The following is a 25,913-nucleotide window of genomic DNA, read 5'->3' on the forward strand; positions in this document are numbered from 1 at the left end:
GGCCACACACCACCCGAAACTGCCCACCCATCAGGCCAAAGACCGTTGCAGTACTAGTCCGTCACGGGTGTGATCGTTTGCTCGGTGCTCCCGTCATAGGGCCGCGCTGTCACGGGAGCGTCGTTGCTGCCGGACGCACTGGAGGTCAGAGCCCAGCCGTTGGAATTGACGACGGCCTTGCGCTGGGCGTCGTACGACCACTTCTGGGAAGCCAAGTCGCTGTTGCAGCCGTAGAGGTCGACTTCGGCGTCGACCCGGGACGAACGCTGCAGACATTCGCCGCCCTCCGCGGTGTGGAGGCTGCCGTCGCGGGCGAAGACGAACAGTTGGTTGCTGTTGGGGGAGTCGGAGCAGTGGTAGGTGATCACGGTCAGGAGGTGGCCGCCGCGGTCCAGGCAGGCGCCGTTGGCGAAGCGCAGGGGCCAGCGGGCGGACTGGCCCAGTCCGGTCTCGGTGATCAGGGTTCCGTCGTTCTGCTTCTGCTGCTGGACCATGTCCAGGCAGGTGCCGCTGCGCGACGTTCCCGTGTTGTTGGCGGTGAGGGTGCCCTTGTTGCCGGTCATCTTCCCCCACCGGTTCTTGGCGTACGCGTTGTCGTTGCACTCGTAGTAGGGGTTGTTCCAGTCGAAGTACTCCACCCAGCTGTTCCAGCTCGGATTGATCTTCGATGACTGTGGCAGCAGGGCCTCGCCGAGGACGAAGCTGCTGTTCGCGGTCTCGTCGGTCACGGTGGCCTTGGCCCAGTGGGTCGACGGGTTGATCTCCACGCGGAAGGCGTAGGTGTGTCCGGTGATGGGGCGGCCGTGGTTGACGGTGTTGTTGGAACACTGCAGGTGCTGGCCCTCCCCCGCGTTGTTCCAGCAGTGTGATCCCTGGGTGCCGTCCTTGAACTGGAGGTCGCTGTCGGCCCAGGTCGACCAGAGGAACTGTCCGTCGTTCTGTTGGGCGAGCTGGAAGCCGATGTAGGAGTTGTTCCCGTTGAACCCGAACTGGTTCGCCCAGTACACGTTGCCGTCCCCCGGGCTGGTGACGACGGTGTTCCGGAAGTCCACGTCCGTCACGGTGGCGCTGGTGCCGAAAGTCCAGTCCGAGTAGGCGCCCGGAGTCTCACCGAAGCTGACCTGGCTGCCCACCGCCGATGGTGCGGCCGCGGCCGTCGAGACCCCGGCTGACATGCCGGAGAACGGCAGGAGCGCGACGATGACGGCCGGCCAGACGAGGGGGCGCGGAAGAAGCGGCATACGGGACTCCTCAGCGGAGAGCGGCGAAGGAAGGGGGTTCCCCGGGCGCGGAGAACTGCGCCCGTTGAACGATGGAGGGGGAAGCACACCAAGGCTTCCCTGCGGGCAATATAAGTAATCGGGCCGCTACGTACGGTCATGGCGGTTCGTGCGGAAATCGGCTGACCATCCCGCCCGGTGCTGTCTGAACAACGGCTGGAGATGGGTACAACAGCGTGAGCATCGAACGCGGGGGTGCCGGAAGTCCGTTCGCGCCTGGGCGCCGTCATGGGTGTGCGGCTCGGATGCAGCGAGCGAGCAACCGGCCAGGTGATCACTTATCAGACAGCCATAGGGGGACCGCGAACGGTGAGTGCCAGATGCCGCGGGTGCGCATCAGCTCGATCTGGGGTTCGGTGACGTGTTCGCGGTACTCGGCGTGGTTGTACGGGGGCGGTCGGCGTGGAGGTTGGCCGGGTGGATGGGCTGGTCGTAGAGGGTGGCGTACAGCTAGGTGCGCAGGTCCTTGGTCCCGTTGGTCCAGGCGGCCGTGGTGCGCTGTCGGCGGAGGGCGGGCAGGTCGATGGCGGCGGTGACGAACGAGGCGACGCCGCCGTGGTCGAGATGCAGACGGCGCGGCCGGTGTGGTCGGTGATGGTGGAGTGGCCGCCGAAGAAGTCGGTGCGCTGTCCGTCGGCGCCGGTGCAGGCCGCGGGGTTGGGGCGACGACGTACATGGAGGTGTCGAGGGCGCGGGCCCGGTTGTGGATGTCGAAGGCGTCGAAGGCGTCGGAGGTGACGCCCGGCAGCGGGTAGCTGGTGCGGTAGGCGATCTCGCATCCGCCGGGGGCGAGCCCGCGAGCGTTCTCCGGGTACGACGCTTCGTGGGCCATCATGACGCCGAGGCCCGTTCGGGATCGACGCCGGGGAAATCGGCGAGCCACAGCGCGGAGAAGGCGGCCTCCTCATCGGCGTCACCCATCACGGTCCTGGCAGAACCCTCTGACGTCAGGACCTCTGTCAGAACGTCCTTGGCCCCGGAACCGTGGCCGAACTGGAGCTCCCAGCGCCGCAGGATCTCCTCCGGCAGCCAGCCAGCCAGCAAAGGCGTCCCGCAGCAGCTTCTTCTCCTCGATGCCCGACCGGTCATTCTGTACTCCGGCGGGATCGACAGGGCCAGCTCGCTGACAGCCCCGGTGGAAGACATCATCGACGGGATGCTGCGCAGCCCGAGCACCTGAGCCACGCGCGATCAACAGCCGTCAAACGGCACGTGTCCTGGGAGACGCCCACCGAGCCGCGACTGATCGCCGAAAATAGTGAGAGCCTATTTCCCGGCAGATCGGCGAGCGGGCCGGCTGTTCAGCACCAACTCCGTCTCCTACAGGCGTGCGGGGTGCGGGAGTTGATGGTGGTGACCCGGGAGTCTCAGGGCCGTTCCTGTGCCGTTCGGTCACTCGCGCACCGTCACCACCTGGAGGTCGGGTGAGTTGAGAATGTCCTGTTCGCAGAATCGTGAGGTGACCCAGTGTCCGGTGGAGAAGAGTGTGGGTTCGGTGACTGCGAGTAGGTCAGCAGTGTGCGGGCCGCGGGGCAGCCGCTGCCGTTCCAGCCCACCGCCCGGATAGGGGTGGAGCCGTGCGGCACTTCGGTGTAGCCGCTGCCCGCAGGGCAGGGTCCCACTCCGGTTCGAGATTGTTCCAGACACCCAGCGCTTCCGCCCCTCCCGGGAGCGGCATACGCACAGTGCTATCGGCCACCATCCGCTACTGGTCGGTGTCAGTGACGTGGCCCGGAGCCGGCCCGGAGTCAACCGTGGGCGCAGCCGGTGGATGACCCGGCAGGCAGTGGCCGGAGAGATACTGAAGAGCGGGGCGGGCCGGCGCATCGTGAGGTTGGTGCGGTAGTAGACGGGGCCACCAGAAGCACCGTCCGGTAGCAGGGCTCATGGGCGGCCTTCGCCGGGGCCGTTGCCACCGCGTTCCCGCACCGCCTTCACCAGCTTGGTGAACCGGTCCATCCGCAACCCGGTCAAGGTCTCCACCCACAACACTTCAGCCCTCAGCACCGCACGCATACCTGGTCGATTCCCGCGACGGGGGCTTCTGCAACAACCCCCACGACCTCGTGCGTGGTTGGGGTGAGGGCGTGCTGGGCTCGTGGTTGGCGTTTTGATCACGCGGGTGTGGTGGGCAGATCGAGTGCCTGCGTGTGGTGGGTTGCTTGTTGGTCGGTCAGGAGTCCGGCGACGGTTCGGATGGTGTCGAGCAGGTTCTCTCGTCGGGTGTGGTGCCGGGCGCGGGCTCTCCAGTTCTTGAGGTGGGCGATGCCGTGCCCGACGGGATTCTGGCTGAGGAGTGGGCGAAGCGTGCGGCCTCGTGTTGTGCCATCAGCCATTGCAGGTGTTCGAGTTGTGCCATCAGTCCTTGCAGGTGTTCGAGGTATGTTTGCCGCGTCGTTTGCATGGTGGGGGATGACCTGGCCGCAGGTTTGCGCCGCGAGGCCCTGGCAGCCGACGTCGGCAAGGATCTGCAGGTCGATGGTGTCGGCGAGCAGGCCGGCGTCACGGGCGTGGTTGATGTCGGCGACGGATCCGGCCCGGACCTCGCCGCAGGACAGTGGTCGTCCGCGCTCATCGGTGACAACGAGGGCTTTCATGGCGTTGATGCGGCTCTTGCCGGAGATGAACCGGCTGCGTCCGCCGCGGTGTGGTCTGGACGGCGGACCCTGATCTCGGTGGCGTCCACCGAGGCGGTCCGGCCGGTGGCTCCGAGGCGGGTGATGACATCGGCGAGTCCGCGAAGGCGCAGACTGCCTCGATGCGACAGCCGCGGTCGGCGAGCAGGGGACCGGATCTCACCGACCGACGGGTGATGGTCGACCGGTCCGCCGGAAACCATCAGGCCAGTACGTCGTGGGTCACGCCGTGCCTCAGATGAACGAGTGTGGCCAGGAGCCGGGCGACGAAGACCAGCTTGTGCTTCGCGCCCGCTCCGACCGCTCGCCGACGTGGTCGGTCGAGCAGCCCGGCATCTCTGCGGGCCTGCCAGACCGGCCCCAACTCCGCCACCAGATCAGCGGTCACAGCCGCTGAAAGGCTCGTGATCCGACGCTCCGGCGTGATCAACCCAGGTGCCGCCTGCACCCCCACCAAGAACGGCCCAACGAGCCGGCAGGGCCAACGTCACCGCTGACCACGCTTGAGCTCGTTTGTCTCCTCACGGGCGAAGAGGCAGGTCAGCGGTCCGCCGGCCCTGATCAGCTCGTCCCAGGTGCCCTCCTCGACGATGCGTCCGCCGTCCAGGACCGCGATGCGGTCTGCCCTGCGGACGGTGGCGGGGCGATGGGCGATCACCAGGGTCGTCCGGGTGGCGGAGTCGGCTGCGAGCGCCTCGGCCAGTTCCGCGTCACCCCGGTGATCCAGATGGGCCGTCGTCTCGTCCAGGACCAGTACGCGCGGGCTCCCCAGCAGCCCCCGGGCCAGGGCGACCCGGGCGCGCTGCCCCCCGGAGAGGGTCGCCCCGCGCTCGCCCACGGCGGTGTCCAGTCCGTGGGGCAGCGCGTCCGCGATGGGGTCGATGCCGCAGAGGCGGGTCACCGCGTCCAGTTCCTCCTGCGTCGCTTCCGAAGCGCCCAGACGGAGGTTCTCGGCGAGGGTGCCGTGGAAGAGCGGCGCCTCCTGCCCGACCACGCAGACGGCGGCCCGAAGGTCCACCTCGGTAAGGTCTCGCAGGTCCACGGGGTGCGCGGGGGACGGAGGAAGGAGTTCCACGGTTCCCTCCCGGGGGTCCCAGTAGCGCGCCAAGAGGTGCGCACAGGTCGTCTTGCCCGCCCCGGAGGCTCCGACCAGGGCCACGGTCTCGCCGGGCCGGACGATCAGGTCGAGGCCGTCCAGGACGGTGTCTCCGCCGTAGCCGAACCGTATGCCGCGCAGCCGAAGGCCCAGCGGGCCCGCCGGAACGGGGCGCGGATCGGCGGGTTCGGGAACTCCGGCCGGTGCGTGGACGGCGGCCCGGACCCGTGCCGCAGCGGCCCTCAGGCTGCCCGCCCGCCCGAGTGCGGCCGCCGATTCGGCGACCGGCGCCAGGGCGCCCAGTGCGAGGGCCATGGCAGCCGGGGCCCAGGCCCGGTCCAGGTGTCCGGCGGACGCGGCGTGGGCAGCCGCCGCGACGACCGCGATGACGGCGGCGACGACCAGCAGGTCGCGGGCCGCGCCCGCACCGGTCTCCCAGGACTGTTCGGCGCGCTGAGCCCGTGCGAGTCGGCGTCCGGCGGTCCGGAGCCGGGCCCGTCTGCGGTTCAGGGCGCCCGCCATCAGGAGTTCGCGCAGTCCGTCGACGCATTCCACGGTCTCGGCGGAGACCTCGGCGAGCGCGGTCCGGGTGCGGGCTCCGCGCTCGGCGCGCCCGCGCGCTTCGAGCAGGGGCGACCAGATCAGCAGCAGAGCGGCGGGCAGGACGCCCAGCAGCAGCCACGGCCCGAGCGCCGCCAGCACAGTGGCCGACACGGCGAAGACCACTCCGGAGGCGAGAAGTTGGGCGATGGCGTGGGCGTAGAAGAACTCCAGCGCCTCAACGTCCCCGAGAGCGGTCGCTGCGAGGTCGCCGCTGCGCCGACCCGCGATCCGGGCGGGAGCGCTGCGGGCGAGTCCGTCGAAGACCCGGACGCGCAGTTCGGCGAGCACCCGGTAGGCAAGGTCGTGCGAGAGGTCCATCTCGCGCCAGGTGGCGAGGGCACGGAGCAGGACGAGCCCGACCAGGACGGCGACGGTCCAGGGCGCGGGCGGGCGGTGCTCGGTGACGGCCGTGCCGACCGTGTGCGCGGCGAGCGCGGCCAGGGCGACCAGGGCCGCTTGATCGACGAGCGCGGCCAGACAGGTGCGCAGCACGGTCGTGCGGTGCGCGCCGAGGACCGGGAGGAGCGAGCGCAGGGCGCCGGTTCCGCCATCGAAGACAGCTCCGGTTGGTGGGGCTGTGTCGGGGGCTTCGGCGGCTCCGGAGGACCCGTCCGGGGCGGGCCGGTGCGGGGGCGGTGTCATGCGGCGCGCTCCTCCCGTGCGGTGCGCCCGGCCGCGACGAGCGAGGCATACACGCCGCCGCCCGCGAGCAGGGACGTGTGGTCGCCGGCCGCGGCGACGCGGCCGGCGTCGAGCACGAGGATGTGGTCGGCGTGGCGTACGGCGTCGAGCCGGTGGGCCACGACGAGGCAGGTACGCCCTCGTCCGGCCCTCAGCAGTTCCCGTACGATGCGCGCCTCGCCGCGTTCGTCCACCGCGCTGGTGGCTTCGTCCAGGATCAGGACCGGCGAGTCGGCGAGCAACGCCCTTGCCAGGGCGAGACGTTGGCGCTGTCCGCCGGATAGCGTGGCGCCGCGTTCGCCGACGAGGGTGGCGTAACCGTCCGGCATCCGGGCGATCTCCTGGTCGATGCCGGCCGCGCGGGCGGCGGCGTGCAGTTGCTCATCGGTGGCGGCGGGGCGGGCAATGCGCAGGTTTTCCGCGATCGTGGCGTGGAAGAGGTAGGTCTCCTGCGAGACGACGGCGATGCCCCGGCGCAACGAGGCGAGGGTGTACGCGGCGGTGTCGGTCCCGGCGACGGTGACGCGACCACTGTCCGGGTCGCGCTGTCGCAGCAGCAGGCTCAGCAGGGTCGACTTCCCGGCGCCGGAGGGTCCGACGACGGCTGTGGTACGCCCGGCGGCCGCGGTGAAGGATACGCCGTCAAGGGCGGGCCGTCCGGCCCCGGGGTGAGTGAAGCGCACGTCCTCGAAACAGATTTCGGGGGCGGCCTGCCAGGCGGCCCGCACGGCCCCATGATCCGGGACGGCGGCTTCGGCGGTGCGCAGGGCGGCGATGCCGTCGGCGGCGGACACTCCGAGGTAGCCCGCGTGCCACTCGCGGGAGAGATCGCGGATCGGGCGGAAGCACTCGGAGGCCAGCAGGAGCAGGACGTAGGTGCCCGTGGGGGCGGTGCGGCCGGTGGTGGCCGAGGAGCACGCCACGAGGACGGCGGCGACCGTGCCGCCCTGGACGGCCAGGTCGGTGAGGCCGGTATCGAGGAGCGAGACCCGGAGTTTGGCGACGGTGGTCCGGTGCACGGCGGCCGAACGCCGCTCCAGCCGCTCCCGTACACGCCCCACAGCACCTGCCGCGCGCAGGGTCGGCATTCCCTGGAGGGCCTCCAGGTAGTCCGCGGCGAGGGCTTCATAGGAGTCCCAGTGCTCCTTGCCGCGCCTGTCGAGGAGACGGTTCCACCAGCGCGGTCCGAAGAGGGCGAGCAGCAGGGCGGGCCCGAGTACGAGGGCCGCGTACGGTTCGACGAGGGCGACGGCGGTGAGGAGGAGCGGCGGAATGGCGCAGGTGATGAGGAGTTGGGGCAGGTAGCGCGAGATGTACGCGTCGACGCCCTCGACGCCGTCCACCAGGGTGGCGCGCACGGCTCCGGCCCGTGTGCCGGTGATCGCGGTGGGGCCGAGCGAGCCGACGCGTTCCAGCAGGGTGTCGCGGAGCCGGACCCGCACGGCGGCCCCTGCGGTGACGGCGATCAGGCGCTGGGCGCGGCCGAGGGCGGCGCGTACGAGGACGACGGCGAGGACGGACGCGAGCGGCGGTAGGAGTTGGGCCGTCTCGCCGCGGGCGATCCGGGAGAGCACCACGGCCAGCAGGACGGCCTGGGTGAGATGGGTGGCGGTCACGGCCGCGAGCAGCGCGGTGGCACCGCCGAGCGGGCGGCGGGCGCCACGGGCGGCGTGCAGGAGTTCGGGGTGGAGCATCATGGGCGTTCTTCCTCGCCGGGCAGGGCCGTTGGTGCGGAGGGTGTGGCCGGTGGTGCCGGTGCCGTTCGTTCTGCCGGCTTTCGGCACATGGCGATGACGGCAGGTTTCGGGCCGCCCGGGGGTGCGGCTAGGGCCAGGCCGTGCACGATCCAGTTGTGGCGGGGGGTGTCGCCGAGCGCCGCGCCGAGGTCGGCCTGTTGCCAGGAGCCGATGGGTCGTGAGCCGAGTCCCAGCGCGGTGGCGTGGACGTGGGCGGCGCCGACCGCGTAACCGGCGGCGAGGTGACTGCTGCGGACGAGGGCGGGCGCGGCGTCCTCGGGGCAGCCGTGCGCGAGCAGCACCGCACCGGCGCTGCCCACCCACTGCTGGCACGCAGCCCACCGGGCCAGGGTGGGTCGCGCGTCGCCGACGGCGGCGATGTCAAGGTCCGTGCCGCTTACCGCCGTTGTGTACAGGGCCGGGGCGGTGCCGCCGACTGCGAGGGTCCACGCCGGTCCGTCCGGCCGGGCTGTCTGCGCGGTCGCCAGGATGCGGGCGAGCGCCTCCCGGTCAGGCGTCCGGGTCAGTGCATCGGGTGCGGCGCTCCGGCGACGGCGCAGGGTGTCATCGGTCACTGCCTCGGGGCGCGTGACCGGGTGCCAGGTCCCACCGGGCCGGCAGGGTGCTGCGGTGAGGCGATCCAGCAGGTAGCGTGCTGCGGCGGATTCGCGCAGTGGGGGGCTTTCCGCTCCGGGCTGGGGGAGCGGGGCGGCGGCGGGGGGCAGAGCAGCCCAGGCGCTCAGCGCCGTTGCGCCGGGATCGTGGCGTGCGCCGGGTACGCGCGCTGGGGCTAACCGGACTGCCGCGAGCGGAAGTTCCGGCTCGGTGCCGGGCCAGGCGTCCTCCCACTCGGCGACCGGGGGAAGTCCTGCGGCGGCGGACAGCAGGGCCCCGTCCGCGTCGAGGGAGACCCGGGCGCCGGCCGGGGCCCCGGCCAGCGCCAGGGCGGCAGCAGCATGGCCCGCGTCCAGGAGGAGCAGCGGCCAGGCCCGGTGACCGTAGTGCGCGACGGTGCGGGCAGCCGCCACGGTAAGGACGGCGAGGGCGCCGGGTGGCGCGTCGCCGGGGGCCGGTCCCCGCCGGTGGGCGCGGTGGGTGCGCGGGTCGTAGGCGTACCGTCCGGGTGGCAGCGAGCAGCCCGCCCCGACCAGCAGGTGCGCGCGCACCGGGTGCAGGGCGCCGGCGGAGGGCACCGGGCGCAGCCGCCCCGGCGTACCGGCGGGCCCGGCCAGGGACAGCCGTAGCGTTCGGTCCAGGTCGATCGCCGCGCCGGGACCTGTCAGGGGAAGCGCCGGGCCGCCCCACGGGAGCGGGAGCTCGGGGACGTACGGGGAGAGGCCCGGTACGCGCACCGACCGGGCGTCTGCGAGAGCGTGACGCAGGGGGTCCGGTGCTGACTGCTCGGAGCCGGAGCCGGAGCCGGAGCGCGGCGAGGCGAGGGGAAGTACGGGACCGGAGGCGGGGGCGGGATCGAAGGCTCGGGCGGCGGGAGCCGCGCCGGAGATCGCCGGAGCGGGGGGCGCGGGACAGAGAGGCATGGCGGGGTGCTCCTTCACATGTGCGGCGGCGGAGCGAGGGTGAAGTCCTTTGCTTCGGAAGGCGGTTGACTCCGCCAGCCCCGGGCGAGCGCGGCATCGGCGAAGCGTGGGCAGCCGAAGTAGCCGAAGGCCGCCGGTGCGTTGGGAACCAGTCCGGAGACCAGCACGCGGGCAACGCGTAGCGTGGTCTCGGCAACGTCCTCCGTGGTGAGGTCCGCGGTGATCACCCGGTGCCCCCCGGCGGTGAGGGCGTCATCGAGCGCGGTGCGGCTGCCGGGGGCGATGCTGGTGATGGGTACGGTGCCCCGCGCGGGATCGGTGAAGCGGCGGGCGAGCGGCGTCATCCGCTCGTCGAGCCACACCTGTATGTGTGCGCCGAGGTCGCGCACGGCGGCGAACTCGGTTCCGCAGTCGTCGAGATACCGCCGGTCGGCCCGGTGGTCGAGGTACAGGCCCCGGGCGAGCATCCCGGCCTCCACCGCCCGGTACACCCAGCCGTCGGCGTCCACCGCGCCCTGGGTGAACACCCAGGTGTGCACCGCCTCCAGTACGGCCTTGCGGGCCGCCTCCGCCGGGTTGTACCGGCAGGCGAACCCGGCCGCGTGGATGCCGCGCGCGGGGTCGTGCACGAGGGCGGCCATGGAGGGGGCGAATTCGGAGGGCATCTCCACGATGTGCACCTCCAGGCCGCAGTCCGCCAGATCCTCGGTGAGGCCGGGGACGCTCGCCGGGGCGATGCCCCGGGTGGGCCCGTCGAGGTGCCACCACAACTCCAGGGCGTCGCGCTCGACGACTTCGAGGAGTCCGCGCTCGACGGCATCGTCGAAACCCTGTCCCGTGGCGATACCTGCGTAGTTGAGGTGATGGGTGCGGGGAAGTGAACGCAGTTCGCCCTGACGCCAGTTGAGGTGGGTCAGGGCGACGGGGGCCCAGCAGGACCGCCCGTTCTCGGTCCCCTCGGTCCACAGTGCCGGTGTGTCGGGGGTGAGTTCGGCATACGGGAAGCCGCGGCGGTCGTACTGCCAAGGGGCGTAGGTGGGCAGCGCGCCGGGTCCATAGACGCGGTGGCCCTCGGCGGCGAGTTCGGCGGCGGTGGCGCGCCGGGGCGCGCGGGGGTGGCCGCGCGGCGGGAGGCGGTTGCCGCAGTAGCGCTCGACGGCCTCGGCCACGGTGGCGATCCAGGCGCCGCCCGGGTCGCCGAAGGTGGTGCCCAGCGAGACCCGGTCGGCCGGCCAGGCGCCTAGGCGACGGGCGTCGGCCACGTCGGCGGTCATCGCGGTGTACCGGGGCGGCGCACCGGTGGGGTGTTCGACGGGCGCGACGTCGCGGATGATCCCGCTGACGGGGTCGACGAGGGCTTCGATGGGCAGGACGCTGGTCAACGGCATATCTCCGGTACGGGCTCGACGTAGCGGCGTCGGGCGATGACAGGCAGGAGGACGGAGCTGCCCTGGGCGGTCACGGTCCTGCGGGACGGGACGAGCCGGGTGGCCGTGACCGGGTCCTCGCCGGTGTGTGGGTTGCGGGCGTGGGCGGGGAAGTGGTGCCCGGCGATCTCGGCCCGTAGTCGGGTCCCGGCGGGCAGTCGACGGCCCAGCGTGCCGAGCGGCACGGTGACGTGCACGGCACTTCCGGGCGGGTCGGTGCGCCGGACGATGCCGAAGGCCAGCGGTTCCGCGCGGCCTGCCGGGTCGAGTGCGGTCAGGCGGACGGCCCAGTCGGCGGACGGCGCGTCGGCCGTGACGTTGATCCGGGCCTCGGCGGCTCCGGCCAGGTCGAGCGGGCGGGGCAACGGCGGCGAGAGGAGCAGGCAGCGGTCGGCGGGATCTCCGTCGGCCGGGACGGTGAGGTCGTCGGAGCGCACGGGGCGGGCCGGGTCGGCGGTGAACTCGGCTCCGTGGAGCAGTCGCAGACCGGTGGCCGTACCGAAGGCCCAGGCGGAGGCCCGGGGCCCATCCGGCTCCGGCTCCGGCACCGGCTCCGCGTCCGGGTGTGGGGTGTGAGCGGTTTCCGCGCACGGACCGCAGCAGCCTTCGTGCACGGGAAGACGGGCTGCTTTCCCGCCGGCGGCCCCGAACCCCGTCGGCTCCGGGGTACTGTGCCAGCGCCCGCTGTCGCCGAGGGCGATGGCCCCGCGCCGGTTCGGTTCCAGCCCGCCCGACAGAGCGGCGCGGGCCCACCGTACGTACAGCGCACCGAGGTTGACGCTCCTGCGGCCCGACGTGGTCGGGTCGGCGGTGAGGCGGTGCCCCCAGGGCCCCAGCAGCAGGCGGGCCGGGCCTCCCCAGCCGTGCCACAGGGCCACGGTGTCCTCGGCGAACGGGTCGTGGGCGCCCCCGACGGCGAGCAGCGGGAGCCGGGCGGTGGCGCCCCGCTCGACGATCTGGCCCCTTGTGCGGTCGGCCCACAGCCGGGACCAGGACGGCAGTTCGCGTCCCAGCCCCCCGGCGAGACGTTCCGCCAGGCGGGCAATCGGGAGGTGTTCCAGCACATGGGGGTCGTCCGCCAGGATGCGTTCCAGCGCGTCCGGGTCGGAGTCGGGGCGGTCGCCGTGGGCGGCCCACCAGCCGGCGCGGGCCCACAGCCGCTCGGGGCCGGCGTGCTCGCGTGCGGTATCGGCGAGGCCGAGGGCGGGGACGGCTGCGATGACGGCGTCGGGACGTCCGTCCTCGGTCGCGGCGAGGGCGGTGACGAGGGCGCAATGCGCGGCGTAGGACGCGCCCGAGGCGACCACCTCGCCGCTGCTCCAGGCCTGTTCGCGCACCCAGGTCGCGGTCGCCAGGCCGTCTGTTTCCTCGTGCCCCTGGTACGGATGCCACTCCCCGGGCGAGCCGTGGCGACCGCGTACGTCCTGGGCGAGGGCGGCGAATCCGTGCGCCGCCCAGCCGCGCAGCTCGGCGCGGTGGGCGGTCCGCCCGTACGGGGTTCTGATCATGACGGCGGGATGGGGGCCGGTCGTGTCCGGAAGGCATACGTCGGTGGCGAGGGGCGTGCCGTCCGGTGCGGGAACGTACGCGGTGCGGGTGTTCACGGGCGTGCCTTCGCGGTCCCGGTTTCCGCGGATGCCGGGACGGGTAGCGGGGCCACGTCCGGGACGGGGAGTACGGGGTGCTCGGTGACGCTGAGGTCGCGCAGGTCGATCCGCCGCATCCGACGGCGGGCGGGGAGGCCGCCCTCCCGGTGCGGCCCGGTTTCACCGCTCGCCCAGGCGATGAGGTCGGCGGTGAGCAGCGCGGCGATCAGTGCGGCGGAGGCTTCGGTGGGGTGGGGTCCGGTGTCGGGGGTGCGGTGTCCGGCCCAGTACGCGGCGAGTTCGCGGTGGGCGGCGGTGGCCGCGAGTCTGCGCAGGCGCACATGGCGGGAGGTGACGTCGTCGGGGGCCGCGGCGAGGGGCTCGATCCAGCTGTGGGCGCCCTCGCGGTGGCAGCGCAGCCAGCCCGTCCGACGGCCGGGCAGTCGGTCCGCCGTGTCCCACAGCCCTTCGGGGACGGGCGAGTCGAGGCACCAGACCACCGCCAGGCGGTCGTGGCCGGCGGGGTCCCGGGCGAGTTCGGCCACGCGGTCGGCGGTGGAGTGGTGAACCTCGGCCCCTTCCGCCGCAGCGCAGCGTGCCAGTGGTCGGGTCAGGACGGGGTCACCCAGGACGTGGACCCTGCGTCCCGTGAGCGGGGCGCTGCGCGGGGTGGACAACGTGTGCCCCTCGGCCTCGAACGCGGCCACCAGCCGGTCGAGTGCGGCGGAGTTCGTGCCCTCGGACGGGACCGTCTCCCCTGCGGTCAGCCGGTCCACCAGGACCCCGCCGTCGACACCGCCCATGTCGATGCGCAGGAACTCCCCGGCGGAGGTGCGGAGCACGGGCCCGGCACCGGGAACGGTGACGATCCCGGTGCCGGGAGCGAGTCGACTGCGGGTCACGGGTACCTCCGGTGCGATGGCTGGGTGGCTGAACGGGACGGGCCCGCCCGGGAATTGACCGGGCGGGCCCGCCGCGTGGGTGCGGGTACCCGCGTGAGCGGGTGTCCCTACTTCTCGTCCGCGGTGTCGGCCTCGACGGCGTCGTCGAAGGGGTTCTCGACGAGGGCGTTCGAGTGGGTGGCGGAGAGATGGGCGAGCTGGCCCTGGTCGGCGATCGGGCTGAACACCTTGTTGTGCTCCATGAGTGAAGCCTCCATTCGTATCGGATGGGTGTTGGGCGGCGTTGGTGCGTGCCGCAGCACAGACACTAATGAATATGATTTTCATTCCACAAGGGTTGGGGTGGATGAACAGGGTGATCTGGGTAACAGATGGGCCAGCCGCCCTCGCTGTCGATCCCCACCCGGCCCTCCACACCGAGGACTTCGGCCAGCAGACGCCGGGTGACGACCTCGCCGGGAGGCCCGTCGGCCGCGATCCGGCCCTCGCGCAGCGCGACGATCCGGTCGGCGAACCGGGCCGCGTGGTTGAGGTCGTGCAGCACCATCACCACCGTCAGTCGACGCTCCGCGCGCAGCCGTACGACCGTCTGAAGCACGTCCAGTTGGTGCCGCAGATCGAGGTAGGTGGTCGGTTCGTCCAGGAAGAGAACGTGGGCGTCCTGGGCCAGCGCCATGGCCAGTCGCACCCGCTGTCTCTCTCCGCCGGACAGCGCGTCCACCGGCCGGTCCGCCCAGGCGGTGACGCCCACGTCCGCGAGCGCCCGGCACGTCACCGCATCGTCCCCCTCCCGCAGCATTCCGAGCGGTCCTCTGGTGGCGTAACGCCCTTGGCGCACCAACTGCCGTACGGTCAGGCCCGGTACGGCCGGTGCCGACTGATGCAGCAGCGCGGCCCGTCGGGCGGCGGTGCGACGGGGCAGCCGCGAAGCGTCGTCGCCTTCGAGCAGCACGCGCCCACTGCTCGGGGTGAGCAGTCCGGCGGCGAGCTTGAGGAAGGTGCTCTTGCCGCAGCCGTTCAGCCCGATCAGGGCGACCAGTTCACCGGCACCGATGCGCAGGTCGACCCCGCGCAGCACCTCGCGTCCCGGGTAGCCGAAGCCGAGTCCCTCCGCCCGGACGACGTCCGGGCCGAGCCCTTCCGCCCGGACCGTGCCCGACTGTCCTGCCATGCCTCTCTCCTCATCCATCGGCTCCTGTTTCGGCGTCGCACTCACGCCTCGCCATGTCCGCACCCCTGTACGGCGCATGTCCGCCCCTGGCCAGGTCATCGCGGCTCCGCCTGTCGGCGGACCACGGCCAGCAGCAACCCCGCCCCCACGAAAGTGGTCAGTGCACCGACCGGCAGGGTCAGCCGGTCCGCCTCAAGTGCCGTGGCCAGCAGTCGGGACAGCAGTTGGGCGGCGGCATCCGCCCCGCACACCACCGCCGCGCCGAGCAGCGCGGCGCCCGGGAGTGTGATGCGCAGGTCCGCACCGAAGACAGCCAGCGCCAGATGCGGCACGAGCAGCCCCACGAAACCGAGCGCCCCCACGGCCGAGACGGCGCCCGCCGTCAGCGCCACCGCACACACGAGCGCCGCCCCTCTGCCCCGGCCGGTGTCCAGACCGGCGGCGCCGGCCTGTTCGTCGCCGCAGCGCAGCAGGGTCAGCGGTCCGGCAAGCAGCCAGGCCGCACCGCCCCAGACCGCCGCCCACGGCCAGAGCAGGTTCCAGTGCTGCCAGACCCGCCCTTCGGTGGAACCGATCAACCACTGCACGACGCTGCCGAGTTCACCCGGGGCCACCAGCAGGACCACGGCGGTGATCCCGGCGAGCACGGCCGACACGAGGACCCCGTAGATGGCCGTCTGCTCCGGATCTCCCTTCTCGCGCCCAGCGAGCAGCCACAGCAGACCCGCTCCCGCGAAGCCTCCGAGGCAGGCCGCCACGACCACGGCCGTGGGCGAATCCCAGCCCGCCAGACCAAGGCCGGTGGCACCGACCGCGCCGAGCACCGCGCCCGGGGTGACACCGGTGACCTCGGGTCCGGCCAGCGGGTTGCGCAGGGCCGACTGGAGGACCAGCCCGGCCACGCCCAGACTGGCCCCGGCGGCCAGCGCCACCAGCAGGCGGGGCAACCGCAGTTGGAGCACGATGTGCTCCGTGACCGGGTCGCCGCCCCCGAGGAACACCGCCCGTACGCCTTCGGGGGTTACGCCCCGGCCGGCGAACAGATCGGCGCAGGCGACCGCGGCGACGAGCACCGCCAGGCCGCCCATCCGGACTCCCGTCACGCGCGGGGCCCGGCGGGCCGGCCGGTCTTCTGGGGCGGTCATCGTTCCGCCTTCCGCAGGGTGAGGACATCCGACGGACTCCCCGGAACGGACACGGCCACAGGTTTCGATTGCGGGGCGGGCCGCCTCCTCCCGCGCTTGAGCAGCACCACCCCGACGGGCACACCGATCAGGGCTGTCCACGCACCAACGGGCGTCTCGACGGGGGCGAGCGCCAGGCGCGCCGGCTGATCGGCGCACAGCACGACGACCGCGCCGCACACGGCGGACCGTACGAGCCAGCCGGCGGCACCGCCGTCCGGGTGGAGGCGCCGGGCGAGGTGGGGCGCGAGGAAGCCGACCCAGGCCACCGGCCCGCAGACCGCGACGACAGGGGCGATCAGGACGACGGCGATGCCCAGCGCGGCCAACCGCGCGCGTTCGACGCGTACGCCGAGCGCACGGGCGTCGTCGTCGCCCAGCCGCAGGACACCGAGCACCGGCACGCACCACACGAGCGCCGGGACGCCCACGACGAGCCACGGCAGCAGACCGGTGACGTCGTCCCATGTACGGGCGGACAGACTGCCCAGCAGGTAGCGGTAGATGAGCTGGAGGTCGAGCTGGTCGGCCATGACCATGAGCATCAGCAGGCACGCCTGGAGAGCGGCGGCGACGGCGGCTCCGGTCAGCAGGACGGCCGAGGGACTACGCCCGAAACCGGCGGCGGCCAGGGTGAGCAGGCCGCCGACCGCCGCCCCGGCCAAGGCGAGGAACGGCTGCACCGCGAGGGGCACCGCCAGGGTCAGGACCAGTGGCGCCGCGACGCCCAAGGCCGCTCCGGACGAGACCCCGAGCATCTCCGGCACGGCCAGCGGATTACGCAGGGCCTCCTGGAGAACGAGGCCCGCGGCGCCCAGGCAGGCACCGGCGATCAGGGCCAGCGCCATCCGGGGCAGCCGCAGTTCGGAGACAACGAGACCGGCGAGGCCGTCGGCCCCCAGGGCGGACGGAAGCCGGCCGGGCGGGACGTACGGGGTACCGAGGCTGAGGGCGCACATCGCGCTCGCCACGGCTGCCGCCCCCAGGCAGAGGAGCGCTGCGGGCGGACGTCTCACCGCAGTGCGGCCGTCGCCTCGTCGAGGACAAGGCCCAGGGAGCGGGTGCCGCGGCCCTTGGCCCATACCTCGGAGTCGACCTCGATGACCTTGCCGTTCCTCACGGCCGGAATCCGCGACCAGAGCGGGTTCTTGGCCAGCTTGTCGGAGAGCTTTCCGTCCGGCGCGCCGAAGGAGAGGGTCTCGACGAAAAGAACGTCGACGTCGCGGGCGAGGATCTCTTCCAGGCTGTACGCGCCGTCCACGCCCCGGCTCCTCCAGGGGTAATGGGAGATCTTCGGGAGCATTCCGGCCGCCACATCGGTCTCCGGGGTGGCCACACCGAAGTTCTCGTCGCTGCCGAAGACGATGAGCGCGGTCTGGTCGCTCCTGTCCTGCTCCGCCCGTGACAGACGGGTACGGAACGCCTTCTCGGCCTTCTCCCCCTGCTCGGTGCGGCCTGTGAGCGCGGCCAGGTCCCGCAGGTAGCCGACGCTGTCCTGCCAGGATCCGGGCTGGACGGGCCAGAAGGCCGTGGCACCCTTCAGCGCGGGGGCGAGCTTGCCGTGAGTGTCCTCCAGGCCGATCACCAGGTCGGGCCGGTGGGAGAGGATCGCCTCGACCTCGGGGCTCAGGAAGCCGCCCGGCACGACCGGTATCTTCGCCGCCTTCTCCTTGCCGAGGAACTTCGGGTGCGCGAGCAGCCGGGAGTTGGTGGCGGCGGGCGTCAAGCCCAGCTCTACGAGGATGTCGTCGCAGAGGGCCACGAGGCAGACGATCTTCTCCGGAGGCTTCGGCAGGGAGATCGTGACGCCCTTGGGGTCGGTGATCCGGGTGGCTGCCTCGATGGGCCGCACCTCGGTGCTCGTACGGGATCCGGCTCCGGCCGCAGGCTCGACGGCAGGGGATCCGGTGTCGGCCTTCTCGGTGCCGCAGCCGGCCAGCAGACCTCCCAGTACGGCGATCGCGGCCCAGCGGCGGACTCTCAGCGCGGTTCGTGGCATCAATGGTCCCTCATCATTTGCGTGCGGTCCCGGGGATGGAGCAGCGGCGACGGCGGAGCCCCGGGAGCGACCCCGCCACGGACCAAGAGCTTACACATGATTATCATTACCAATAAGGTGAGCGGGGCCTGCCCCCCCGGCACCGGCCCGACCGCCCCGCCAACCTCCAGGAGATCTCTGTGTCGCACGCGCCCCACCCGCCCCCTCGCCTCCTGGTCTCCGACCATGTCGCCGGGCGGATCAGCCTGTTGGACCTCCCGGACGGCACGGAGCAGGCCGAGCTGAACCACCGGCACCTCTCCGAGCACGCGGGATTCCTGGCGCTGCCGGACGACCGGGTCGCCTGCGTGGACGACCGGGCGGGCGAGCTGCTGATCCTCGACCCCTACGGCCCGGACGCGGGGCGGCCGCTGATCCAGCGGCGCATACCGGTCGCCGTACCCGCCGAACACCTCGCGGCCGACCCGGAGGGGCGGCACCTCGCGGTGACCACCGGCCTCGGGCGCAACGAGGAGGCATGGACGGGACTCCTGACTGCCATCGACCTCGACGCACCGGACGGCGCCACGGCCGTACGCATACGGGGGAGGATCGGCGAGCCGGGCGTCACACTGCTCGGCGGACCGTCACCTCTCGTGGTGCTGCGCCATCGGGAACCGGGCGAACTGCTGGTTCACCGCCACCGCGACCTGATGAACTCGGCCCCCGCCTGTCCTCCGGCGGACCCGGTCCAGCGGATCGCCCTCCCCGACGACGACGGGCACGGCGATGCCCAGGACCCGCTCACCGGGAGGGTGCTCGCTGCCGCAAGTTCGGGGGTACACCGCGCGCGACGGGAGGGGGGCCACCTCATACCCGAAAGCCCTCTCTCCTGGTCCGCCGACGGGCGCTCAAGCGGGCGCGGCTACTACCTGCGGCTCGATCCCGCACGGCGAACGCTCTGGTCGTGCGTGCGCGGCGGCCCCGGCGACCCCGGACAGTGGCCGGACTGGACGAACGACGCATGGTGGCACCACCTCGACACCGGCGACACAGGCCGGCTGGACTTGGGCCCCGGACTGGTCTTCCGGCTCGCGGTGGCGCCCGCCACATCACGTACACCCGCGTCCACCCGGACGGCGACGAGTTGATCCTGCTGTCCGCACCCACAACCTCCCAAGCCCGCCCGCAAATCAGCGCCCGCCTCCCGCTGCCCGCAATGTCCGGCGCACCGCGCCGCGGAGGAACGCCGTGGGACGGCGTCCAGCGACGGGCGATCGCCGCCTCCCCCGGCGGCAGCCTGGTCGCGGTCAGCCGGGGAGGCCATGGGGAGATCCACGTCTTCGACGCCGACCGGGCGGCGCTCGTCACCACCCTCACCGTTGCGACCCCGCTCAACGACGGTGGCCACCTTGCACTGCTCACACCCGGCGATGGAGCCCACGCCGACCCGGTCGGACGGTGAGGGCCCTCGAACGACCAGCAAAGCCCGGACACGCTGATCGCGGTCACTGCGGTCACTGCGGTCACCGCAGTCACCGCGGCCTCCAACCGCTCCAAGGTTGACAAGGACCCGGCCCAGTGGCTGCCCTCGGACGGTGCCTACCACTGCACCTACGGCGCAACCTGGGTGAGCACGAAGCCGCGCTGGGACTTGGCCGTCGACGAGGCTGAGCAGCAGGCACTGCTCGGGCTCGCGGAGGACTGCCCGGCCACCGCCGTCGTCTACGAGCGCGCCCCGTAGCCCGCCGGCCGTCCGGGACCGGCCGCTCGTGAGAGCCGGACCGGCTCGTCGGCGTTCCGCGCTGGCCGTGAGAAGCCCCCCTTGGCCCAGGGGGGCTTCGTCGTGCCGCGGGCTTCGTGTTGGCGGGGGTTCTTTTTCGTGGCTGAAGCATTGAAGTACGGCGACCGGGTCCACCTGCAGAATGGATACGGCACCGGGGGTGGCGGTTACCTCGACATGAATGGGGCGAGTTCCGCGAACGGCGCCGTCTACGGGTTTCCACCGCGGACCAGAAGAAGGCCGGCGCCAAGTTCGACGTCCTGACGGCGAAGAACGCCGACCGGGGTACGGGAACCGCGGAGTGGCGGATCTTCGCCCAGACGTCCAGCCCGCAGGACACTGTCGTCCACATCGGGGACACCGTGCACCTGTTCAACACCTACGGTGGCAACGGCGGTTCCTGGAGACCAACGGTCACGGGCCCAGCGGCGGCAGGTACGACGTGTGCACCAATGCCTACTACAACCGCACCGGCAACGTCGCCGACTGGCGCATGTTTCCTGGGGACGGGCCGTTCGTGTCCTTCGCGCCGGAGGTACTGGGCGAGCGCCGTGACTTCCCGTCGGAACGTCGCCGACAGCCCGCCCGCTCCCTTGGCGGTACCTGCTTCGCCGGGGTGGGCGGGGACGGTTCCTCGGGTGCTATGGCCAGCGTACTGGGCCGTTCCGCCCGGGTACGGGTGATTGTGGCGCCGGGCCCCAGCCCCCTGCGGTGCGGCTGTTCCTCTGGACCGCGGTGTGTCGTCTGTCCGCCGGGGGTGGGGGCTTGGCCCGGGTGTTCGCAGGGGCACCGGAGGGCGCCCCTGCTCGAACGGGGCACGGGTGCGAGTGGGATGTGAGCCGCGCGGTTGTTCTAGAGGAGGGGTCCCAGGCGCAGGACGTTGATGGCTTCGGGGCCCTTGGGGCCCTGCCGAAGCTGGTATTCGACGCGTTCGCCCTCGTTCAGGGTCCGGTACCCGACGCCGATGATGCTGGAGTAGTGGACGAAGACGTCCTGGGTGCCGTCGTCGGGGCTGATGAATCCGAATCCCTTCGCGTCGTTGAACCATTTGACGGTGCCGAAGTTGATCAGGGCGCGCTGCTGGTTTGGTGTCAGTTGTGCGGATGCGGCACGGTCCACTGTTGTCGTGGCAGTGGCCGGGGGCCGGTCGGTGGTGGTGGCGAGTGCGGTGCCCGCGGTGAGGGCGGGGGAGGTGAGTGCGAGGACGGCTGCGGCAGCAGCCCACATCCACCGGTGCAAGGGTGCGGAGGGGAGCGTCATGGGTCGAACCTTCCTGTGAGGGTGATGGGCAGGGTGGGGCGGCCTTCCGGCCAGCCGGCCTGTGGCGGAGTCACCGGGCGAGGGGGGCGGCCCGGCGAGGTGCCCGGAGGGCTTGCGGCGCTCCGCAGCCGAGGGGTATCGGTCCTGGTCCGGTTTGTGGGACGTGGCCGGGGTCGTGCGTTCGGTACGTACGTCCCCGGGTTGCGTGGTGTTTTCGGGTTAGTTCTGGCAGTTGATGATGGTGCCGCCGGTGGCGTTGCAGGTGTCGTTGCCGTCCTCACCGTCCACGGACCCCGAGGACGTCACACCGTCCCCGCCGTGCTCCTGGTACGCCACAACTCCGGTGGTGACGGCGGCGTTGATCCGGTCGTTGCCCGGGCCGCCCGTGACCGCACCGGCGACGCCGCTGCCGTTCGATAGATCGCCCTGACCGCCGAGTGCGCCGATGGTGTCCCCGTCACCGCCTCCGATGACGCTTCCCTGAACGGCCACACCGTTGCCGCCCGTACTGTCGGTGAGCAGGCCGACTGTCTCCGCCGGCGCGCCGTTTCCGCCTCGCGCGGTGATGGTGTCGGTTCCGGTGCCGCCGTCGACAATGCCTCCGGGGCCGGCACCCGGACCGCCCTCGCCGCCCAGGCCGGCAGCGTCCACGCCGCCGGTCCCGCCGTTGACCGTGAGGGTGTCGGTCCCGGTGCCGCCGCGTACCGTTCCGAGCGTGCCCGCACCGCCGGTCTCGGGCTCATCGGGGTCGAAGTCGATTGTGCCGGTGCCGCCAGTGGCGGTGACGCGGTCGGTGCCCGGGCCTGCGTCGACGACTCCGCCGGTGCCCACGGCGGGCCCGGCCGGTGACCGATCGAGGACGCCGGGAAGTCCGGTGATGGTGATCCGGTCGTCGCCGTTGCCGCCGTTGCCGCCGTTGAGGGTGCCCCGCACAGTCCCGACGATGATGACGGTGTCGTTGCCGGGCCCGGCATCCAGAGTCTGCCCGGCCGGGATACCCGCCGCACAGGTGATCGTGTTGTTGCCCAGCAACGGCACCACCACACAGCCGGTGGGAACAGCCGCATGGGCGGGCACGGTGAGATGGACCTGGGCCAGCACGGCACCGGCGACGACGACCGCCGCCGGCCACAGCCGTACGGACCTGCGTGGAGGGGAGTGAACCCGCATAACGGGCCTCCTGACACGGAGAAAGGGGGAGACCGTGAAAGGGAGGCGCCCTGCGACGGCCAGGACCCGGCTTGTACCCGACCCCCGAGCCGTAACAACCATCTGTAGCCACGTCATTACTCAAAGCCCCCCGCAGGGGTGATGCCCCGCTCACCTGTTCCGCTTCGACCGGACTGGAGCGGGCGGCGCAACGCCCGGGTCGCGGCCTCGTCAAACGTGCCACTCCAGGAGCCGGGCCCGGAGGCCTCCCCAGGGCCCGTCGCGTGTCCAGCCGCGATTACGGCACCCGTGTTCCAGGGACACGTCTTGTTGACGACCGGCAGATGTCACATCCACCGTCGGCAGGCGTGCCGTCGCTCCGGGAGCCGGTGGGACGTCGTATTCCAGGGCAGGGACAGCCGTTCCCTTCAGTGCCGGGCGTCCGTGGCTGGGAGGGGTTTTCGAGAGACCCAGTACACATTCGAGTGGTTGTGACGCCGGATTCCTTGCCGCGCAATCCCCGCCCTGCGCACAGTGAAGAAAGGCGCCATATACCGTAACTTCCATGGGTTCACGCCGCATTGCGGCAGCAGTACGGGCCCGTCGTCACCGCAGCACAGGGCGACCCGATCCACGCCGTGACACTGATGAGCCGGCCCTGCCGACACAGCCCCGGCCGCCCCGCCCGCCCCAGGTCCGGTCCGGCACCGGCCTCTTCACAGGGCTGCCGGTAGGCAGCCCCGCCCGGCGCCGCACTCGACCATCGACCTCGGCCCTGCGGGCACCGCCATCCCCGTCATCAACGGCACGTCACCTCCGGCAAGTTCGCCGGCGACACCGCCCACGTACACATCGCCCTCCTGCCCGCCGGCGTCACCGACTGTCTCAGCCCCCAAGGCGCCATCCGCCACCAAAACGCCGTCATCGCGGCCTTCGCCCACCTCCCGCCCCAGAAGCCGCCGACCCACCGGGCCGCCAGCCGGGGCCACCAACGTCCGGACCACAGCCCAACCGCCCCGCACCCACCCCTTTTCAGGAGACAGCACACCCACCGCCCCCAGCCACCACCCCAGAGGAGACACCCCCCATGTCCGCACGCCGCACCGCCACCGCCCTGCTCACCGCCCTCGCCGCCCTGTGCGCCGCCGCAATTCCCGCCTCCGCCGCACCGGGCGCGCCCACGACTCCGGCCCCAGCCCCAGCAGCCGAACTCCTGGACTGCGTCACCCAGTCCTCCGTCGTGTTCACCCCACCGCTCACCGCCACCCCCCGGCCCACCACCGTCACCCTCCACGGCTCCGCCGCTCCCTGCGTCGACGTACCGACAGGGCCCACCGCCGTTCTCTCCGGCACCCTCACCGCCACCCTCAACTTCAGCGCCCTCAGCTGCACCGCCTCGACCCAGGCCCCCGGCGCCACCGCCGACTTCACCTGGCAACTGGCCAACGGAACCACCACCACCAGCCACGTCACCGGCCTCACCCTCACCCAGGCCCTCGGCGCAGGAACCCTCACCGGGACCGTCACACCCACCTCGCCCCGCCTGGCCGGACAGACCCTCACCGCCGTCATGAACGTCACCAGCAACCAGCCACTCCTCGGCAACTGCGCCGCAGTCATCCTCGGCCTGGACGACGAGATCCCCAACTCCACTCTCATCGCCGACCTCGCCTTCACCTGACACCCGCAGGAAGGCCAACCCCACACCGCACACCACCCGGACAGCGCCCAGCACCTTCGGCGCCCCTCTCCGCGAGACACACTGCGCCGATGACCGCCGCCGACGCGTCGGGTTCGGGTCGCCTGGCCGGTCGCGGCGGTCGTCGGCTGTGCGGCGAGTACGACGTCACCCATGGCGCCGCAGACGGCACACCACATGTACGTGACCGAAATTTCGGGCCGCAGGCCACGGCTGGATGTGCGTCTCGATGTCCATGCCGGGCCAACGGCATGGCGGCTCGTCCGGTCGCGGTCGGGGCGGCGGTGGAGGCGATGGATGCCGAGGCGATCCGTACCGCGATGGGGGGCGCTCCTATGGATTTGGGCAGGTCTGTGGGGCGGTGGAGGCTCGGCGGCGTCAGTCTTCCGTGGGGGCGGTGTCGGCCTTGGCGTATTCGTAGGTCCAGCCCGCAGGGGTGTCGGGGGCTCGGACTGCCAGGTAGGTGTGTTCGGCGGTGGGGTTCCAGGGCCCTGGTGCTCGACCGGGGTGGCCTCGGAAGCCTGCGGACGGCAGTCCTGCGTGGTCGAGCACGACGATGCCTGCCTGAAGCCGTAACTCCTCGCGAAACTGCTGCCGTTCGGCGGTCAGCCTGCCCCCTTGTGGATACCGCATGCCCGGTGGCACCGCAGCCGACGGCCAGCCGTCAGCCCCTACGACACCACAAGTTCAACCTCAGTAGGTGCAGGTCAGTCGCTGTGGGGCTGGTGCGCAGCCGTGTCTGTCCTTTCTCTTACGTCTTCCACCACTGACTTGTCCAGCGCGGCCCGCACGAGGGCCGCAGCAAAGACCGTCAGTTGCTCTGCGGGCACCAGTTTCGCCAGTTCGTGGGACTTCGTCGGCAGCCCGAGGCGCTGTGCCCCTTGGACGGCTTTGCCGTCGAGGCAGGGCTCCAGCTCGGTCCAGATGCCTTGGACTTCGCGTAGGAAGATAGCCGCGCCCGCAGGCCCGATCCCGGGCAACTCCTGGAGGCGCTCCCGCATACGTCCGGGGTCATTGTGAGCTTCCTTGCGCAGACGCCGCAGGTCGCCTCCGTAGCGCTCGCGAAGGAATGCCGCGCTTTTGCCGAGGGTGGTGGACGTGCTCTCGTCGTAGCGCCTGTAGTGTCCCGCGCCCAGTGCGTCCACACGCTGCTGCCATGTGGCCTCCTGCATCCGGCGGGGGGTGCGCATGTTCGCCCCAAACAGTTCGCGGGCCGCACCGACAGCAACCGAAGCGCGGATACGCGCGCTGAGAAGAGAGGCAAGGACGAGTAGTTGGTAGAGCGGCTGGGGAGTGTCCCGGAGTCGAATTCCTGCCTGGGCTGCATAAGTCTGCCCATGGTTGTCGAGCAGTGCGTGGATGGTTTCGCGGCGCTTGGCAGTGGCGCTCATGACGCCCTCCCTGAGTGAATGGTGCATCATTCGGATTCCGTACTGCTGAATTATCCCAAAGCGGGCGGGCAGACGCAGAAGCAGGGGACAGAGGCCGCCGCCCGATTCCATCGTCCGACGGCCCTGTTCTCTGCCAAAGCGAAGTCGGGCAGCCCAGAAAGGGGTACGGCACAGTCATGAACAGCATCTTTCGACTTCGCGCGGGCCGGCGCGCGCTGCCTTCGGCCCGCACAAGCTGAGTCTCCGGGACGACGGCCTGAAGAAGGCAGATATCGCCGAGTACTACTGGAGGATCGGCTGGTACATGGTGCCCGAGGTGAAGGGGCGGCTTACTTATGCTGGACATTCTGAGGGTATCGACGAGCAGCCGCACTATATGCAGAAGGACATGTCGGAGCACCCGGACTGAGTACACACCTCCGAGGCCGCCAAGGAGGACGGACGGCGCTACCCTGATCCTTCTCGCCGACCAGGCTTGCGTGACGTGGACGCCGTTGTGGAACTCGCTGAATCCAAGCCCGGGGCCGGCCTGGGTCACGGGCGATCGCCATCGGCAGCACGGCAGAGCTGACGCCGTGCTCATCGCCACGCTGGTCCGGGACCTGGCTGAGACAGCGGAACGCAGGGGGACCCGCCTGACCCGGTGGGTGCGGGTGTCCGGCGCCTGGCCGCCTGGCAAGGCCGGCCGGTCGGGTCTTGAGGGCCAACTCCTTCGCCCCTGCCACGCACCGCCGTTCTCGCAGACTGATGCGCGGCACGAGCCTTGCCGCTCGCAGCCACAGCATGCGGATGCGCGACCACCGGATTCGTGGG

20 protein-coding genes and 3 pseudogenes are annotated in these 25,913 nt (G+C 71.7%); 2 read left to right on the forward strand and 21 right to left on the reverse strand.

The features are described from left to right. Window positions 1-53 precede the first annotated feature (53 nt). The 17 genes and pseudogenes from A6A29_RS06650 to A6A29_RS06715 all read right to left on the reverse strand — a co-directional run bounded on the left by A6A29_RS06650 (window position 54) and on the right by A6A29_RS06715 (window position 17,839). A complete protein-coding gene (locus A6A29_RS06650) occupies window positions 54-1,241 on the reverse strand; it encodes an RICIN domain-containing protein (protein ID WP_073719048.1) in 1,188 nt (395 codons plus the stop codon). An 870-nt stretch (window positions 1,242-2,111) separates the two neighbouring features. Beyond that, entirely contained in the window at window positions 2,112-2,465 is a 354-nt protein-coding gene (locus A6A29_RS06655) for a hypothetical protein (RefSeq protein WP_073719049.1), read from the reverse strand. 207 nt (window positions 2,466-2,672) lie between these two features. After that, window positions 2,673-2,961 (reverse strand): annotated as a pseudogene (locus A6A29_RS46255) (acylase); the annotation flags it as partial. 27 nt (window positions 2,962-2,988) lie between these two features. Then, window positions 2,989-3,296: pseudogene (locus tag A6A29_RS42920) on the reverse strand (transposase family protein); the annotation flags it as partial. A gap of 98 nt (window positions 3,297-3,394) precedes the next feature. Beyond that, window positions 3,395-3,877: a transposase gene (locus A6A29_RS46260; protein WP_241838358.1), complete on the reverse strand. Its 483-nt coding sequence runs from the start codon at window positions 3,875-3,877 to the stop codon at window positions 3,395-3,397. Between the two features lie 241 nt (window positions 3,878-4,118). Beyond that, entirely contained in the window at window positions 4,119-4,304 is a 186-nt protein-coding gene (locus A6A29_RS46265; protein WP_073719051.1) for a DDE transposase family protein, read from the reverse strand. 99 nt (window positions 4,305-4,403) lie between these two features. Beyond that, window positions 4,404-6,257, reverse strand: coding sequence for an ABC transporter ATP-binding protein (locus tag A6A29_RS06670; RefSeq protein WP_241838359.1), 1,854 nt, complete (start codon window positions 6,255-6,257; stop codon window positions 4,404-4,406). Next, the gene (locus A6A29_RS06675; protein ID WP_073719052.1) at window positions 6,254-7,993 is read right to left on the reverse strand and encodes an ABC transporter ATP-binding protein/permease; all 1,740 of its coding nucleotides are present in this window, start codon (window positions 7,991-7,993) and stop codon (window positions 6,254-6,256) included. The genes A6A29_RS06670 and A6A29_RS06675 overlap by 4 nt, the downstream gene beginning before the upstream one ends. Beyond that, on the reverse strand, window positions 7,990-9,570 hold the full coding sequence (locus A6A29_RS06680) for a nitroreductase family protein (RefSeq protein WP_241838360.1): 1,581 nt from the start codon (window positions 9,568-9,570) through the stop codon (window positions 7,990-7,992). Before A6A29_RS06680 ends, A6A29_RS06675 begins: the two co-directional genes overlap by 4 nt. A gap of 14 nt (window positions 9,571-9,584) precedes the next feature. After that, window positions 9,585-10,952, reverse strand: a complete 1,368-nt coding sequence (locus A6A29_RS06685; protein WP_079182634.1) for a YcaO-like family protein — start codon at window positions 10,950-10,952, stop codon at window positions 9,585-9,587. Then, complete coding sequence (locus A6A29_RS06690) at window positions 10,949-12,601, reverse strand: CocE/NonD family hydrolase (RefSeq protein WP_073719054.1); 1,653 nt, start codon at window positions 12,599-12,601, stop codon at window positions 10,949-10,951. Before A6A29_RS06690 ends, A6A29_RS06685 begins: the two co-directional genes overlap by 4 nt. After that, a complete protein-coding gene (locus A6A29_RS06695) occupies window positions 12,598-13,485 on the reverse strand; it encodes a hypothetical protein (RefSeq protein WP_073719055.1) in 888 nt (295 codons plus the stop codon). The genes A6A29_RS06690 and A6A29_RS06695 overlap by 4 nt, the downstream gene beginning before the upstream one ends. 107 nt (window positions 13,486-13,592) lie before the next feature. Continuing rightward, window positions 13,593-13,727, reverse strand: a complete 135-nt coding sequence (gene amiA / locus A6A29_RS46270; RefSeq protein ID WP_015613003.1) for a streptamidine family RiPP — start codon at window positions 13,725-13,727, stop codon at window positions 13,593-13,595. A gap of 65 nt (window positions 13,728-13,792) precedes the next feature. Beyond that, window positions 13,793-14,656, reverse strand: coding sequence for an ABC transporter ATP-binding protein (locus A6A29_RS06700; protein ID WP_073719056.1), 864 nt, complete (start codon window positions 14,654-14,656; stop codon window positions 13,793-13,795). Between the two features lie 95 nt (window positions 14,657-14,751). After that, entirely contained in the window at window positions 14,752-15,801 is a 1,050-nt protein-coding gene (locus A6A29_RS06705; protein WP_073719057.1) for a FecCD family ABC transporter permease, read from the reverse strand. Continuing rightward, the gene (locus A6A29_RS06710) at window positions 15,798-16,856 is read right to left on the reverse strand and encodes a FecCD family ABC transporter permease (protein WP_073719058.1); all 1,059 of its coding nucleotides are present in this window, start codon (window positions 16,854-16,856) and stop codon (window positions 15,798-15,800) included. The genes A6A29_RS06705 and A6A29_RS06710 overlap by 4 nt, the downstream gene beginning before the upstream one ends. Next, on the reverse strand, window positions 16,853-17,839 hold the full coding sequence (locus tag A6A29_RS06715; protein WP_073719059.1) for an ABC transporter substrate-binding protein: 987 nt from the start codon (window positions 17,837-17,839) through the stop codon (window positions 16,853-16,855). The genes A6A29_RS06710 and A6A29_RS06715 overlap by 4 nt, the downstream gene beginning before the upstream one ends. 179 nt (window positions 17,840-18,018) lie before the next feature. Here A6A29_RS06715 and A6A29_RS06720 point away from each other — a divergent pair. Next, a pseudogene (locus A6A29_RS06720) lies at window positions 18,019-19,283 on the forward strand (hypothetical protein). Between the two features lie 1,170 nt (window positions 19,284-20,453). On the opposite strand, the gene A6A29_RS45735 reads toward A6A29_RS06720, so the two are convergent. Continuing rightward, window positions 20,454-20,669 (reverse strand): cold-shock protein, encoded by a 216-nt coding sequence (locus A6A29_RS45735; protein ID WP_198953023.1) that lies wholly within the window; start codon window positions 20,667-20,669, stop codon window positions 20,454-20,456. A gap of 411 nt (window positions 20,670-21,080) precedes the next feature. After that, a complete protein-coding gene (locus A6A29_RS06735; protein WP_073719060.1) occupies window positions 21,081-22,031 on the reverse strand; it encodes a hypothetical protein in 951 nt (316 codons plus the stop codon). A gap of 1,066 nt (window positions 22,032-23,097) precedes the next feature. Between A6A29_RS06735 and A6A29_RS47465 the strand changes: the two genes are divergently transcribed. Beyond that, window positions 23,098-23,691, forward strand: coding sequence for a hypothetical protein (locus A6A29_RS47465; RefSeq protein ID WP_073719062.1), 594 nt, complete (start codon window positions 23,098-23,100; stop codon window positions 23,689-23,691). Between the two features lie 396 nt (window positions 23,692-24,087). Here the strand turns inward: A6A29_RS47465 and A6A29_RS44675 are convergent, their stop codons facing one another. Continuing rightward, the gene (locus tag A6A29_RS44675) at window positions 24,088-24,342 is read right to left on the reverse strand and encodes a hypothetical protein (RefSeq protein ID WP_143196955.1); all 255 of its coding nucleotides are present in this window, start codon (window positions 24,340-24,342) and stop codon (window positions 24,088-24,090) included. A 74-nt stretch (window positions 24,343-24,416) separates the two neighbouring features. Beyond that, the gene (locus A6A29_RS06750; RefSeq protein ID WP_073719333.1) at window positions 24,417-25,100 is read right to left on the reverse strand and encodes an endonuclease; all 684 of its coding nucleotides are present in this window, start codon (window positions 25,098-25,100) and stop codon (window positions 24,417-24,419) included. Between the last annotated feature and the right edge of the window lie 813 nt (window positions 25,101-25,913).

The sequence above is a fragment of the Streptomyces sp. TSRI0281 genome, assembly GCF_001905125.1.
In the GTDB taxonomy this organism is placed as follows: Bacteria; Actinomycetota; Actinomycetes; order Streptomycetales; family Streptomycetaceae; genus Streptomyces.

What these genes read in the sequence shown, in the direction of transcription:
- A6A29_RS06650 (WP_073719048.1), bottom strand. Translation starts at nt 1,241, where the DNA reads ATGCCGCTTCTTCCGCGCCCCCTCGTCTGGCCGGCCGTCATCGTCGCG.
- A6A29_RS46260 (WP_241838358.1), bottom strand. Translation starts at nt 3,877, where the DNA reads ATGAAAGCCCTCGTTGTCACCGATGAGCGCGGACGACCACTGTCCTGC.
- A6A29_RS06670 (WP_241838359.1), bottom strand. Translation starts at nt 6,257, where the DNA reads ATGACACCGCCCCCGCACCGGCCCGCCCCGGACGGGTCCTCCGGAGCC.
- A6A29_RS06675 (WP_073719052.1), bottom strand. Translation starts at nt 7,993, where the DNA reads ATGATGCTCCACCCCGAACTCCTGCACGCCGCCCGTGGCGCCCGCCGC.
- A6A29_RS06680 (WP_241838360.1), bottom strand. Translation starts at nt 9,570, where the DNA reads ATGCCTCTCTGTCCCGCGCCCCCCGCTCCGGCGATCTCCGGCGCGGCT.
- amiA (WP_015613003.1), bottom strand. Translation starts at nt 13,727, where the DNA reads ATGGAGCACAACAAGGTGTTCAGCCCGATCGCCGACCAGGGCCAGCTC.
- A6A29_RS06700 (WP_073719056.1), bottom strand. Translation starts at nt 14,656, where the DNA reads ATGGCAGGACAGTCGGGCACGGTCCGGGCGGAAGGGCTCGGCCCGGAC.
- A6A29_RS06705 (WP_073719057.1), bottom strand. Translation starts at nt 15,801, where the DNA reads ATGACCGCCCCAGAAGACCGGCCGGCCCGCCGGGCCCCGCGCGTGACG.
- A6A29_RS06715 (WP_073719059.1), bottom strand. Translation starts at nt 17,839, where the DNA reads ATGCCACGAACCGCGCTGAGAGTCCGCCGCTGGGCCGCGATCGCCGTA.
- A6A29_RS06735 (WP_073719060.1), bottom strand. Translation starts at nt 22,031, where the DNA reads ATGCGGGTTCACTCCCCTCCACGCAGGTCCGTACGGCTGTGGCCGGCG.
- A6A29_RS47465 (WP_073719062.1), top strand. Translation starts at nt 23,098, where the DNA reads ATGTCCGCACGCCGCACCGCCACCGCCCTGCTCACCGCCCTCGCCGCC.
- A6A29_RS44675 (WP_143196955.1), bottom strand. Translation starts at nt 24,342, where the DNA reads ATGCGGTATCCACAAGGGGGCAGGCTGACCGCCGAACGGCAGCAGTTT.
- A6A29_RS06750 (WP_073719333.1), bottom strand. Translation starts at nt 25,100, where the DNA reads ATGAGCGCCACTGCCAAGCGCCGCGAAACCATCCACGCACTGCTCGAC.